The sequence below is a fragment of the Pseudomonas sp. S11P7 genome, assembly GCF_023195435.1.
GTDB lineage: Bacteria > Pseudomonadota > Gammaproteobacteria > Pseudomonadales > Pseudomonadaceae > Aquipseudomonas > Aquipseudomonas fluorescens_G.
In genome coordinates, this window is the sequence record NZ_JALPKS020000002.1 from 2438949 (window position 1) to 2452021 (window position 13073).

General features: G+C 59.6%; 11 protein-coding genes and 1 pseudogene. 7 read left to right on the forward strand and 5 right to left on the reverse strand.

From position 1 onward, the window contains the following. Positions 1–290: 290 nt before the first annotated feature. Both M0746_RS11375 and M0746_RS11380 read left to right on the forward strand, forming a co-directional pair. A complete protein-coding gene (locus M0746_RS11375) occupies positions 291–1121 on the forward strand; it encodes an undecaprenyl-diphosphate phosphatase (RefSeq protein WP_258449236.1) in 831 nt (276 codons plus the stop codon). Next, positions 1118–1546 carry a DUF1294 domain-containing protein gene (locus tag M0746_RS11380; RefSeq protein ID WP_258449237.1) on the forward strand — a complete coding sequence of 143 codons (429 nt, stop codon included), beginning with the start codon at positions 1118–1120 and terminating at the stop codon, positions 1544–1546. The genes M0746_RS11375 and M0746_RS11380 overlap by 4 nt, the downstream gene beginning before the upstream one ends. Before the next feature lie 117 nt (positions 1547–1663). On the opposite strand, the gene M0746_RS11385 is transcribed toward M0746_RS11380, so the two are convergent. Both M0746_RS11385 and M0746_RS11390 read right to left on the reverse strand, forming a co-directional pair. Beyond that, on the reverse strand, positions 1664–2023 hold the full coding sequence (locus M0746_RS11385; RefSeq protein WP_258449238.1) for an MmcQ/YjbR family DNA-binding protein: 360 nt from the start codon (positions 2021–2023) through the stop codon (positions 1664–1666). Beyond that, positions 2020–2928, reverse strand: a complete 909-nt coding sequence (locus M0746_RS11390) for a LysR substrate-binding domain-containing protein (RefSeq protein WP_208937433.1) — start codon at positions 2926–2928, stop codon at positions 2020–2022. Before M0746_RS11390 ends, M0746_RS11385 begins: the two co-directional genes overlap by 4 nt. A 127-nt stretch (positions 2929–3055) precedes the next feature. Here M0746_RS11390 and M0746_RS11395 point away from each other — a divergent pair, with 127 nt between their 5' ends. Further along, the gene (locus tag M0746_RS11395; RefSeq protein ID WP_258449239.1) at positions 3056–3667 is read left to right on the forward strand and encodes an FMN-dependent NADH-azoreductase; all 612 of its coding nucleotides are present in this window, start codon (positions 3056–3058) and stop codon (positions 3665–3667) included. A gap of 202 nt (positions 3668–3869) precedes the next feature. Next, a complete protein-coding gene (locus M0746_RS11400) occupies positions 3870–4907 on the forward strand; it encodes an alpha/beta hydrolase family protein (protein WP_208937434.1) in 1038 nt (345 codons plus the stop codon). A 134-nt stretch (positions 4908–5041) separates the two neighbouring features. On the opposite strand, the gene M0746_RS11405 is transcribed toward M0746_RS11400, so the two are convergent. Continuing rightward, entirely contained in the window at positions 5042–6229 is a 1188-nt protein-coding gene (locus M0746_RS11405; RefSeq protein WP_258449240.1) for an MFS transporter, read from the reverse strand. Between the two features lie 593 nt (positions 6230–6822). Continuing rightward, positions 6823–8409: an ABC-F family ATPase gene (locus M0746_RS11410; protein ID WP_090283621.1), complete on the reverse strand. Its 1587-nt coding sequence runs from the start codon at positions 8407–8409 to the stop codon at positions 6823–6825. 376 nt (positions 8410–8785) lie between these two features. Here M0746_RS11410 and lpxO point away from each other — a divergent pair, with 376 nt between their 5' ends. After that, positions 8786–9685 (forward strand): lipid A hydroxylase LpxO, encoded by a 900-nt coding sequence (gene lpxO, locus M0746_RS11415; RefSeq protein ID WP_258449241.1) that lies wholly within the window; start codon positions 8786–8788, stop codon positions 9683–9685. Positions 9686–10384: 699 nt separating this feature from the next. On the opposite strand, the pseudogene ku reads toward lpxO, so the two are convergent. Then, positions 10385–11244: pseudogene (gene ku / locus M0746_RS11420) on the reverse strand (non-homologous end joining protein Ku). A gap of 189 nt (positions 11245–11433) precedes the next feature. Here ku and M0746_RS11425 point away from each other — a divergent pair. After that, a complete protein-coding gene (locus M0746_RS11425; RefSeq protein ID WP_258449242.1) occupies positions 11434–11754 on the forward strand; it encodes a hypothetical protein in 321 nt (106 codons plus the stop codon). A gap of 51 nt (positions 11755–11805) precedes the next feature. Then, positions 11806–12951 (forward strand): PQQ-dependent sugar dehydrogenase, encoded by a 1146-nt coding sequence (locus M0746_RS11430; RefSeq protein WP_258449243.1) that lies wholly within the window; start codon positions 11806–11808, stop codon positions 12949–12951. Positions 12952–13073: the final 122 nt, after the last annotated feature.

Consider the following 13073-nt stretch of genomic DNA (forward strand, 5'->3'; position numbering starts at 1 on the left):
GGATTCTTGTTCTTGTAATGATCGATCGCCAGCATCCAACCACGATTGCGTGGACAGGCATACGCGACCCAAGTCGTATAACGCGGCAGCGCTATTGGGGCTTGTCTGTTAGGATTTCGGCCCCGCGCGTGAAAACCTGAATCCATTTTGAAATTTCACGGAATTTTTACCGTTTCGTGTGGATTCTGTGCGCGCGGAATCGGTACAGCCATAAACAGCTACGCTGATCGCAGTGAACGTAAAAAAATACTATCGGGGCATGCCGCTGCGCATCGCTCTTTGGGGGTTTGATGGATCTTTGGACGGCCTTGCAGGCACTGATACTAGGAGTTGTAGAGGGGCTGACGGAGTTTTTGCCCATTTCCAGTACCGGACACCAGATCATTGTTGCCGACTTGCTCGATTTTGGCGGCGAACGGGCCATGGCGTTCAATATCATTATTCAGCTCGGCGCGATTCTCGCGGTGGTCTGGGAGTTTCGCCGCAAGATCCTCGATGTGGTCATCGGCTTGCCGACTCAGCCGACTGCGCGGCGTTTCACCGCCAACCTGTTGATCGCGTTCTTGCCGGCGGTGGTGTTGGGGGTGATTTTTGCCGACCTGATCCACGAATACCTGTTCAACCCGATCACGGTCGCGGCAGCGTTGGTGGTGGGCGGTGTGATCATGCTCTGGGCGGAGAAGCGTCAGCACGAAGTGCACGCTGAAACGGTCGACGAAATCACCTGGAAGGACGCGCTGAAAGTCGGCTTCGCCCAATGCCTGGCGATGATCCCCGGCACCTCGCGCTCCGGCTCGACGATCATCGGCGGCCTGTTGTTCGGCTTGTCGCGTAAAACCGCCACCGAGTTCTCGTTCTTCCTGGCGATGCCAACCATGGTCGGCGCGGCGGTCTACTCAGGCTATAAATATCGCCATTTGTTTGTGCCAGCGGATTTTCCGGTGTTTGCCATCGGTTTCGTCACCGCATTCATTTTCGCCATGATTGCCGTGCGCGGCCTGCTCAAGTTCATCGCCAGCCACAGCTACGCAGCGTTTGCCTGGTACCGGATCGTGTTCGGCCTGGTGATTCTGGCGACCTGGCAGTTCGGCTGGGTCGATTGGGCGGCGGCCAAGCCATGAACGATTCCCGCGCGCGCCGCACCGAAGCGCGGCCTTCGGGCGGCGCGATTCAGCATCTGAAATTCAAACTGCTGGTGCTGCTGGTGGTATGCGCGCTGCCGCTGTTCGGTTCCTTGTCGATGTGGCTGCACGGGATCTCCCTGGTGCCGCTGGCGGCGTACGGCATTGTCAGCGTGCTGGCGTTCTTTATGTACTGGGCCGACAAGCGCAAGGCGCGCACCAATGCCTGGCGCACCCCGGAAAACATCCTCCACGCCGTGGAACTCGCCGGCGGCTGGCCGGGCGCACTGATCGCCCAGCAGGTGTTCCGGCACAAGACGCGCAAGGTGTCGTTTCAGGTTCTGTTCTGGGTGATTGTCGTGCTGCATCAGGTGTTCTGGATTGACCAGCTGTTCCTCGGCTCGAATCTGCTGACCCTGTCTTAAGAACCACCTCCGCCCCTTGTAGGCCTTCGCCTGCTCGCGATAGCGGTGTGTCAGCCGCTACATCTTCAACAGACAGACCGCTATCGCGAGCAGGCGAAGGCCTACAAGGGATCAGGTTTACAGCAGAAGACCGATTTGGGTTTTCTTCGGCAACTTGCCCACCACCAACTGATGCGAACGCTGCAACAGCCCCTGCAGTTCCTCGGTGCCCAGCGGGTAGGGCGGGTGCATGATGATCCACTGCGCCCGCGCCAGATACGGCGCCGGGTGGATGCCCGGGCGGTCGCAATGGCCGAGAAACAGGTCCTTGTCGACCTTGAAGGCCAGTGAGTCGCCGCGCAGTCCCTGCAAGGCGAACATCTTGTTGCCGGCAATCGAAAACACCCGCACGCCGCCCCACTTGTAATCTTCCCGAGCGCCCGGCAATGCCAGGCAAAACGCGGCCACCTCAGCCTCAGTCATTCTTCCCTTGCTCATAACGGTCGCTCCCCACAGGCATTGAACGATTCGACCAGATGATCGATCCATGCGCGCACTGCGGGCATCACCCCGCGTCGATGCGGATACACCGCTTGCAGCCAGCCGCCGGGCAGCGACCACTCCGGCAGCATCTGCACCAGCGTGCCGTTACGCAGTTCTTCGTCGCAATACATCATCGGCAGCAAGGTGAAACCCTGGCCCGCCAGCACACAGGCCTTGCGCACAATAAAGTCATCGATGCCCAGACGCGCCTCCATGTTCAGTTCGAAACTCTTGCCCTGAGCATCGAGCAAGCGCACATGGACCAGCCGATCAGCCTCAAGCGCGCCGAGCACCGGCAGGTTTTTCAGGTCCTCTGGATGATTGACCGAGTGGCCCGCGATGAATGCCGGGCTGCCGACCACGACCATTTGCGCCTGCCGCAGACGCCGGGTAACCAGCAACGGATCTTCATCACCGTGCTCGCGCACGCGCAATGCCACATCGAAACCTTCGCCAACCAGATCGACGCGGCGATTGAGCAGGACGACTTCCAGTTGCACCTGGGGAAATTTGCCGAGGAATTCGCTGATGACCCACGGCAGCATTTCCCGCGCCAGTCCGGTCGGGCAAGAAACGCGCAACCGACCGCGCGGCTCACTGGACATGCTCGCCACCGCCTCATCGGCCATTTCCGCTTCGAGCAACATTGCCTGACAGTGGCGCAAATAACGCTCGCCGACCGCCGTCAGGTTGAGCTGGCGGGTGGTGCGTTGTAGCAGCCGCGCGCCGAGGCGTTCTTCCAGTTCGGCGATGCGCCGCGACAGCCGCGACTTGGGAATACCCAACAAACGCCCGGCGGCGGCGAATCCACCGGCCTCGACGACTTTGGCGAAATAGTAGAGATCGTTGAGGTCTTGCATGCAAATCATCCGACTGTTCTATCAATAGGACAAACTATCGCATTGCAGGCGGCTAATCATCCATTGGTTTCTTGCGTAGGATTGTCTCCATTGCGTCGCAACCGGCGATCACTTAAGGAGCATCCACATGAAACTGCTGCACATCGATTCGAGCATTCTGGGCGACAACTCGGCATCCCGTCAGCTGAGCAGTCAGGTCGTCAAAGCCTGGCAGGCCGCTGAGCCGAGCGCCGTGGTGACTTACCGTGATCTGGCGGCTGACGCGATCAGCCACTTCTCGGCGACAACTCTGGTTGCCGCCGGCACCACAGCTGAACTGCGCGACGCCGCGCAACAGCACGAAGCTGAACTGAGCGCCAGCACCCTGGCCGAGTTCATCGCTGCAGACGCCGTGGTAATCGCCGCGCCGATGTACAACTTCACCGTGCCAACCCAACTCAAGGCGTGGATCGACCGCGTTGCCGTCGCCGGCCAGACCTTCCGTTACACCGAAGCCGGCCCTGAAGGCCTGTGCGGCGGCAAGAAAGTAGTGATCGTGTCCACCTCCGGCGGCATTCATGCCGGTCAGGCCAGCGGCATCGCTCACGAAGAATATCTGAAGCTGGTGTTGGGCTTCCTGGGCATTACCGACATTGAAATCGTTCGCGCTGAAGGTCTGGCTTACGGTGAAGAAGTGCGCAACAACGCGATGACCGCTGCCCAAGCGAAGATCAGCGAGCAGCTGTTCGCCGCCGCGTAAGGCTTGCGTAAAGAACAGCTGAGGTTCAGGCACTACTCGAAAAACTCTGTATTCTGGTTCCGCAAGGGGCGAATACGGAGTTTTTTGTTTCTGGCTATTACATAATCTGGCCCGGGTTATGCAGTTCATCGTTCAGCGTTCGCGCGCCGCTCTACACAGGCATGCGAATCATTGGATTCAGTCAAAACAGGGTGGGGCATCCATGGTGCGTCTTTGTGCAATGTTACTGATAGGCCTGCTGGTCAGCCTCGATTCAGTGCAAGCGGCGCCCGGACGACACCCTGTGTGGAGCGTCGGCTACCACGAAATGACCTTTCTTGACCCGCTCGATCTGCAACCGATGCGCGCGATCGCGTTCTATCCCTCCAGCGAGCGCGAACACCAGAGCCTGCTTGAGGGCTATTCGGTCGAGGCCGGCGAGGACACCAAAGTCGCCATCGGCCGTTTTCCCATGCTGATGCTTTCTCACGGCAACACTGGCACGCCGCTGGCTTTGCACGATCTCGCGACTTCGCTGGCGCGCAAAGGCTTTGTGGTGGTCGCGGTGATTCATCCCGGCGACAACTCCAAAGACCACAGCCGACTCGGCACCCTGAGCAATCTCTACGGGCGGCCGATCCAGATTTCTCAAGCGATCACCGCGACCCTTGGCGACGGCATGCTCGCGCCTTTCGTGAATGCCGAGCAGGTCGGTGTGATCGGTTATTCGGCGGGTGGCGAGACCGCGTTGATTCTCTCCGGCGCGCAGCCGGATCTGGATCGCCTGCGCCGCTATTGCCAGGAACGCCCGGACGATCACGATGCCTGCAATACCCAGGGCGAATTGATCGTCGACCGCGATGATCTGCAACCGGTGCCGGATCCGCGTGTTCACGCGTTATTGCTGATGGCGCCGCTGAGCCTGAAGTTCGGCCGGCACACCCTGGCCGATGTGCACGTGCCGGTGCTGCTCTACAGCGGCGATGGCGACAAACTGGTGGCCTTCGATAAGAACGCCGCCGCACTGGCGCGCAAACTGCCGACCGCGCCGGATTTCAAATTACTCGCCGGGGCAGGGCACTTCGTGTTCCTGGCGCCGTGCAACGAAGAGCAGATCCGCGCGATGCCGGCACTGTGCACCGATGCCGATGGCGTCGACCGCGAGGACATTCATCGCAACCTGATCTCCGAGGCCGGCCGGTTCTTCTCCCATGCGCTGGGCAAGCCGACACGGGCGGGAATGCAGACTGCCGATCAATAAGCCCGACCCAACAGACGATATGGATCTCATGTGGGAGCGAGCCTGCTCGCGAAGGCGGTGTATCAGTAAAGGGAATGTCGGCTGACATTACGCATTCGCGAGCAGGCTCGCTCCCACATGGGCGGTGTGCTGCTTCAGGAAATCGACCGGCGCTGGAGCAGCAACGTCAGCCCCAACCCGATCACCGACAACATCGCCGCACTGAAGAATATCCACCCATAGCCCAGATTCAGCGCCACCGCGCCCATCAATGGCCCGGCAATCGCCAGCGCCAGATCGAAGAACACCGCATATGCGCCCAGCCCTGATCCGCGGCTGGAACTCGGTACTTGCTTGATCGCCTCGACGCCCAGCGCCGGGTACACCAGCGACAGGCCAAACCCGGCCAGCCCGGCGCCGATCAAGGCGAACGCGGTGGAGGGCGCCAGCCACAACAACACCAGGCCGAGAGTTTCCACGCTCATGCAGGCGATGGCCGAAGTGAACCCGCCAAAACGCGCAATCGTCGAAATGAACAGCAGCCGCGACAGAATGAAACACACGCCGAACACCGTCAGGCAGTACGCTGCGCCGGTCCAGCCACGATCCAGGTAATACAGCGTGATGAAGGTGGTCAGCGTGCCGTAGCCGATCGAGGCCAGAGTCAGGCTGGTGCCGTACGGGGCGATCCGCCCGAACACCGCCCAGAACGGCAGGCGTTCGCCGCGAATCACCGGCACCGAAGGTTTGTTGCGAATCAGCAGCAGCGCACCGGCCGCCAGTGCAGCCAAAGCAATGCCGAGGCTGGTGAAGCCGTAATCGGCGACCATCACCACCCCGAGCGGCGCCCCAATGGCGATGGCACCGTACGATGCGATGCCGTTCCAGCCGATGGATTTGGCCGTGTGTTCGACACCGACCGCGCCCATGCACCAACTGATCGTGCCCACGCCGATCAACCCTTGCGCCACGCCCAGCAGCAAGCGGCCGATGATCAGAATGATCAAGCTGGTCAGGGCAAAGTCGTGCAGCAACGTCGAAAGCAGCGTCAGCACACCACTGAGCACAATCCCCCATAAACCGTAAATGATCGCCCGCTTGGTCCCGAGGGTATCCGACATGCGTCCGGCCATCGGCCGGCTGAGCAGGGTGGCCAGGTACTGCGAACCAATCACCAGCCCGGCAACCACCGCACTGAAACCCAGTTGCTCATGCACGTAACCGGGCAACACCGCGATCGGCAGGCCGATGCAGAGGAAGGCAATAAAGGTATAGAAGACGATGGAGACGATCTTCAGCGTGATCGCCAGAGAGCTTTGCGGGGCTTGAGGCTGTGCAGACATGAGAACTCGATCGCGGGCGGCGGTGGGAGCGTTGCCGTCATCATGGCGCGGGCATGGATGAAAGGAAAGCAGGCTAACGACTTCGCCGATGAGTGCGGTGCTGCTGAGGCCGCGTTCGCGAGCAGGCTCGCTCCCACATTTAAAGTGCGATGATCGTTCCCACGCTCCGCGTGGTAACGATCAGTGGCGGGTAGGGCGCATTCCAAAGGTGGGAGCGAGCCTGCTCGCGAAGGTCACCGCACCAACCAATCACTCGGCCCTGAACGCAAAAAGCCCCGTCACACGGACAGGGCTTTTAGCTTGAAGCTTGCAGCTAAAAACTTGCAGCTACGTTCTGATCGTTCCCACGCTCCGCGTGGTAACGCCGCCATGGACGCTCTGCGTCTGCTTTGGGACGCGGAGCATCCCGGGCTGCATTCCCACGCGGAGCGTGGAAACGATCATGGCAGGTAGAGCGCATTTCAAATGTGGGAGCGAGCCTGCTCGCGAAGGTCACCGCACCAACCAATCACTCGGCCCTGAATGCAAAAAAAGCCCCGTCACACGGACAGGGCTTTAGCTTGAAGCTTGCAGCTAAAAACTTGCAGCTGCTTTTAGAAAACGACGCCCTGGCTACGCAGGTAATCATCGTAAGTGCCGCTGAAGTCGGTCACGCCATCCGGGCTCAGCTCGATGATGCGCGTGGCCAGCGACGAGACGAACTCGCGGTCATGGCTGACGAAGATCAGCGTGCCCGGGTAGTTTTCCAGCGCCAGGTTCAGCGCTTCGATCGATTCCATATCGAGGTGGTTGGTCGGTTCGTCCATGATCAGCACGTTCGGCTTTTGCAGGATCAGCTTGCCGAACAGCATGCGGCCTTGCTCACCACCGGAGATGACCTTGACCGACTTGAGGATCTCGTCGTTGGAGAACAGCATCCGGCCCAGCGTGCCACGGATCATCTGCTCGCCTTGAGTCCACTGGCCCATCCAGTCGAACAGGGTGACGTCGTCTTCGAAATCGTGCGCGTGGTCCTGAGCGTAGTAGCCCAGTTCCGCAGCGTCGGTCCACTTGACGGTACCGGCATCCGGGGTCAGTTCGTTGACCAGGGTGCGCAGCAGGGTGGTTTTACCGATACCGTTCGGGCCGATGATCGCCACGCGCTCGCCGGCTTCAACCTGGAAGCTGAAATCCTTGAACAGCGGCTTGCCGTCGAAACCCTTGGCCATCTTCTCGACCATGACCGCCTGACGGTGCAGCTTCTTGTTCTGTTCGAAACGAATGAACGGGCTGACACGGCTCGAAGGCTTGACTTCGGCCAGCTGGATCTTGTCGATCGCCTTGGCGCGGGAAGTGGCCTGCTTGGCTTTCGAGGCGTTGGCCGAGAAGCGGCTGACGAACGATTGCAGCTCGGAAATCTGCGCTTTCTTCTTGGCGTTGTCCGACAGCAGTTGTTCGCGGGACTGGGTCGCCACGGTCATGTACTCGTCGTAGTTGCCCGGGAACAGACGCAGCTCGCCGTAATCCAGGTCAGCCATATGCGTGCACACGCTATTCAGGAAGTGCCGGTCGTGGGAGATGATGATCATCAGGCTGTTGCGCTGGGTCAGGATGTTTTCCAGCCAGCGAATGGTGTTGATGTCCAGGTGGTTGGTCGGTTCGTCGAGCAACAGCACTTCCGGATCGGAAAACAGCGCCTGCGCCAGCAATACGCGCAGTTTCCAGCCTGGCGAAACTTCGCTCATCGGGCCGAAATGCTGTTCCAGCGGAATGCCCAGACCCAGCAGCAGTTCACCGGCACGGGATTCGGCGGTGTAGCCGTCCATCTCGGCGAACTCGGTTTCCAGCTCGGCGACGGCCATGCCGTCTTCTTCGGTCATTTCCGCCATCGAATAGATGCGGTCGCGCTCGGCCTTGACCTTCCACAGCTCTTCGTGACCCATGATCACGGTGTCGATCACAGTGAATTCTTCGTACGCGAACTGATCCTGGCGCAGCTTGCCCAGACGCACGTTCGGCTCGAGCATGACCTGACCGCCGGACGGGTCGAGGTCGCCGCCGAGGATTTTCATAAAGGTCGACTTGCCGCAACCGTTGGCGCCAATCAGACCGTAGCGATTGCCCGCGCCGAATTTGACCGAAACGTTTTCGAAGAGCGGCTTGGCGCCGAACTGCATCGTGATGTTAGCTGTAGAAATCAAGAGTTATTCCTGCAAAGCATTCTTAAAAGCGAGGCGCGGCTGGAGCCTTGGCCCAAGCCAAAGTGCGCTGAAGCGGAGAAGTACCGGCATCAACCAAGGGGGCGCGTAAAGTTTGGCGGCGATTGTACTGGTCTGGCTCTTTAAACGATAGGGCGATGACGCCAAGATCGCTGATTGGTGCACGCGCATGACAGTTTTTCACAGATGAAGGTTCACAGTCGGTTACAAACTGTGGCTAAAATGCCACCTTTTACCGACGCCGAATGACGGCGCAGGCTCAAGGACGTGCCACTTTGTATTCAGACCGCTGCACAAGACGCAGGGCCTTCGGCCACCCGGCGCGCAGTTTGTTCACTTCTGACGTGTGACGATTTCCGTGAAACTCATCATTGCTGCTGTTTATGTCATTTCGATTGCCTACGTTCATTTGCGCGGGCGTGTGCGGCACAAGCTTGGTCGACAGCTGAGCGACCATTCGACGTTTCTCGCGCCGATCAACTGCTTCCTTTATCTGTTTTCGAAAAAGCCGAACCAGCCTTACCTCGACCCGAGCGAGTTTCCCGATCTGAGTCCGTTGCAGGCGCACTGGGAGGAGATCCGCGAAGAAGGCCAGAATCTGTTGCGTGCCGGTGAGATCAAGCGCTCGAACCAGTATGACGATGTCGGTTTCAACTCGTTCTTCAAGAGCGGCTGGAAGCGTTTCTATCTGAAGTGGTACGGCGAAAGCCATCCTTCGGCGATGAAGCTCTGCCCGCGCACCACTGAACTGGTGCAGAGCATCGGTTCGATCAAGGCTGCGATGTTTGCCGAATTGCCACCGGGTTCGAAACTGGTCCGCCATCGCGATCCGTACGCCGGTTCCTATCGTTATCACTTGGGGCTGGATACGCCGAACGATGCCGGTTGCTATATCAACGTTGACGGTGAGAGCTATCACTGGCGCGATGGCGAAGCGGTGATGTTCGACGAGACGTTTATTCATTACGCTGAAAACACGACCGACAAGAATCGCATCATTCTGTTTTGTGACATTGAGCGGCCGATGAAGTATCGCTGGGCGGCGGCGTTTAACAGCTGGTTCAGTCGTACGGTGATGTCGGCGGCGGGTGCGCCGAACGATGCTGGGGATCGGACTGGCGGGATCAACCGTTTGTTTGCGCGGATCTACAAGATTCGGTTGCGGGGCAAGGAGCTGAAGAAGCGTAACCGTACGCGTTATTACCTGGAGAAGTGGGCGATTTTTGCCGGGTTGTTGGGGCTTTTCATTCTGATCTGATCAGGCGCTGGTTTTTGCTGGGTACATATCCGTTGCTTCGGGTGCTGCGGCTGGCGGTTTCGCCTGACGGCGACTCACTTTTTTCAAACGCCAAAAAAGTAAGCAAAAAACGCTTGCTCCTACGTACGGCCCTCGCAGGCTCGGGTTCCTTCGCTGTGGGATCGATCCGGGCGCAGCGGCTACGGTTTGCTGCGCTGCACCTACGTCCGCTGTGTCTGGCTGCGCCAGACGGTCGCTGCGCTCCCACGCCCGGATCAATCCCTCCGCTCAGCCTTCCGACGTCGCCGGTGGGTCAAGATCAAAAGCACGCGAGCTAACGCTCATTGTTGAGTGGTTAGAAGCGGGTGGTTGGCTTGGGATTTGCGGTGGATTCGCCCCTCACCCCAGCCCTCTCCCCTTGGAGAGGGAGCCGATCTGCGTGCCATTCAAAATTCGCATTCGACTCGGTATCTCAGGTGGCGTACGTCTTCCAATCACTGCGGTCAGTCCCCTCTCCCTCCGGGAGAGGGCTAGGGTGAGGGGCTTTTGATTTCGACTATTTCAAGCTTTGCACGCGATCCCTGTGGGAGCTTGCCTGCAAGCGATGGCGGCCTGACAGCCGTCCATTCTCTGACAGATGTCACCGCTTCCCTGTGGGAGCGAGCCTGCTCGCGAAGAGGCCAGCCCTGACAACACTGTTTCCGACCGGCTGAATGTCGATCACCCAGACGCCTTCTTCGTCCGCTTCGCCGGCGCTTTGGCCGGCGGTTTTGCCTTGACTTGGCCGGGGCCTTGCCGCCCAGGCTGCGTTTGAGCAGTTCGGTCAAATCGATAACATCTGCGGTTTTGCGTTCTTCCTCGCCGCCCACTGTTTCAACATCTTCGATCTTGCCTTCATGGGCTTTCTTCTCGACCAGCGCCATGATCTTGTCTTCGAACTCGTCCTTGTAGTCGTCGGGGCTCCAGTCGCCGCTCATGTCTTCCACCAGGCGTTTGGCCATGTCCAGTTCGCCCTTGGCCAGCTGTGGTTTGGTCACTTCGCTGCCCAGTGCCAGTTCATCGAGACTGCGCACTTCCTGCGGCCAGCGCAGTTTCACCAGCACCAGGGCATCCTCGACCGGCATCAGCGCGGCCAGGTACTGTCGCGTATGCAAGACCACGCGGGAGAGGGCGACTTTGTTGGTTTTGCTCAGGGTCTCGCGCAACAACGCATAGACCTTACCGCCGCGCTTGTCGGGCGCCAGGTAATACGGCGTGTCGATGTTTTGCAGGGGAATCTGTTCGGCGTCGACGAAGGAAAAGATATCGATGGTTTGCGTCGACACCGGGTGCGCGGAGCGAATTTCCTCCTCGCTGAGCACCACATAGCGGCCTTTTTCATAGGCCACACCTTTGACGATGTGTTCTTTGGTGACTTCTTTGCCGGTGACCTTGTTTACCCGTTTATAGCCCACCGGTTCCATGCTGCGGCTGTCGAGCCAATCGAAGTCCACGCCCTGCGACGAGGTTGCCGAGACCAGCGCGACAGGGATGTGCACCAGGCCGAAACTGATCGCGCCTTTCCAGATTGCTCGAGCCATAGCCAGTTCTCCGAGTGATGATCGGATGACCCGCGCGGCGGTCGGAAAGTTTCCCCGGAATGCGTAGGCCGATGGTCACTTGGTCAAGTCGTGTTACATGTTGTTTAAAGCGTGTGGGTTAACAAATCCGAACCCGCAGCGTAGCGTGCACTCGAAGGCTCTATTCCTTGCTCATCGAGAGGCTGCGTCATGAAGCGAATCATGCTTGGCATCTTCGCCCTGCTGCTCAGCGGCGGTCTGGTCCATGCTGACCTGATACTGGCGCAGAGTCCGACCGGCAACAGCAACAACCCGTACAACAGCCCGATTCGCCGGGCCAATCCCAACAGCATGCAAGGCACCCAGCCGAGCACTGCGCCGATACGCGGTCCCAACACCGTCCCGACGCCGCGTCAGCCCACCGTCGAGAATCGTGGCATTGGCAACGGTCAGCCGATTCGCTCGGCGCCGAGTAAACCGCCGACTTTCATTCCCAACCCGCCTTCGCGCAGCGGAGACAGCAACCGTTGAATGGCAGAACCGGTCTCTGCCGACCTCTGAAACGAACAAAAGGAATCGTGCATGTTGCGTAAAACCCTTTTAGCCACACTGTGCGCCGGCGCGATGATCAGCGCGCCGGCCTTCGCTGCTGCGCCCAAAGAGCTGCAAAGCGAGCAGGGCACTCTCGAAGTCACCACTATTGCCGCAGGTCTGGAACATCCGTGGGCGTTGGCCTTTCTGCCGGATCGCCAGGGCATGCTGGTGACCGAGCGGCCGGGCAATCTGCGTGTGGTCGGCAACGACGGCAAACTGTCAGCGTCGATCTCCGGCGTGCCGCAGGTCTGGGCCAAGGGGCAGGGCGGTTTGCTGGACGTGGTGCTGTCGCCGGACTTCAAGCAGGACCGGCTGGTTTACCTGTCCTACGCCGAAGGCGGCGGTGCCGGCAACAAGGCCGGGACGGCGGTGGGGCGCGGGCGGCTTTCCGATGACTTGAAGACGCTTAAGGATTTCAAAGTGATCTTCCGTCAGGAGCCGAAGCTCTCGGTCGGCAATCATTTCGGTTCGCGGCTGGTGTTCGACCGCGACGGTTATCTATTTATCACGCTGGGCGAGAACAACGACCGGCCCACCGCGCAGGACCTCGACAAGCTGCAAGGCAAGGTCGTGCGTCTGTACCCGGACGGCAAGGTGCCAGACGACAATCCCTTCGTCGGCCAGTCTGGCGTACGCCCGGAAATCTGGGCCTATGGCCTGCGCAATCCGCAGGGCGCCGCGCTCAACCCTTGGACCGGCACACTATGGGAAAACGAACATGGCCCGCGCGGTGGCGACGAGGTGAACATCATCGAGCGCGGCAAGAATTACGGCTGGCCGCTGGCAACCCATGGCATCAATTACTCGATGCAACCTATTCCTGAAGCTCAGGGCAAAACTGCCGAAGGCACGGTGGCACCGCACCATGTCTGGGAAAAATCGCCGGGCGTCACCGGCATGACGTTCTACGATGGCGACCGCTTCAAAGCGTGGCAGCACAATGCGTTTATCGGTGCGCTGGTCACGCAAGAGCTGATCCGTTTGCAGTTCGACGGCGACAAGGTCGTGCACGAGGAACGTCTGCTGGGCGAACTGAATCAGCGCATCCGTGACGTGCGGCAAGGGCCGGATGGTTATTTGTATGTGCTGACCGATGAGGATAAGGGCTCGCTGTACAGGATTGGCCTGAAGTGATTTTCAAGTATGACCATAAAGCCCAGATAATTTTCATTGATTGACCGGACGCTTTCGCGAGCAGGCTCGCTCCCACATTCACAATGCAATGCCCCTGTGGGAGCGAGCCTGCTCGCGAAGAG

What these genes read in the sequence shown, in the direction of transcription:
- M0746_RS11380 (WP_258449237.1), top strand. Translation starts at nt 1,118, where the DNA reads ATGAACGATTCCCGCGCGCGCCGCACCGAAGCGCGGCCTTCGGGCGGC.
- M0746_RS11395 (WP_258449239.1), top strand. Translation starts at nt 3,056, where the DNA reads ATGAAACTGCTGCACATCGATTCGAGCATTCTGGGCGACAACTCGGCA.
- M0746_RS11430 (WP_258449243.1), top strand. Translation starts at nt 11,806, where the DNA reads ATGTTGCGTAAAACCCTTTTAGCCACACTGTGCGCCGGCGCGATGATC.
- M0746_RS11405 (WP_258449240.1), bottom strand. Translation starts at nt 6,229, where the DNA reads ATGTCTGCACAGCCTCAAGCCCCGCAAAGCTCTCTGGCGATCACGCTG.
- M0746_RS11390 (WP_208937433.1), bottom strand. Translation starts at nt 2,928, where the DNA reads ATGCAAGACCTCAACGATCTCTACTATTTCGCCAAAGTCGTCGAGGCC.
- M0746_RS11375 (WP_258449236.1), top strand. Translation starts at nt 291, where the DNA reads ATGGATCTTTGGACGGCCTTGCAGGCACTGATACTAGGAGTTGTAGAG.
- M0746_RS11385 (WP_258449238.1), bottom strand. Translation starts at nt 2,023, where the DNA reads ATGAGCAAGGGAAGAATGACTGAGGCTGAGGTGGCCGCGTTTTGCCTG.
- M0746_RS11400 (WP_208937434.1), top strand. Translation starts at nt 3,870, where the DNA reads ATGGTGCGTCTTTGTGCAATGTTACTGATAGGCCTGCTGGTCAGCCTC.
- M0746_RS11425 (WP_258449242.1), top strand. Translation starts at nt 11,434, where the DNA reads ATGAAGCGAATCATGCTTGGCATCTTCGCCCTGCTGCTCAGCGGCGGT.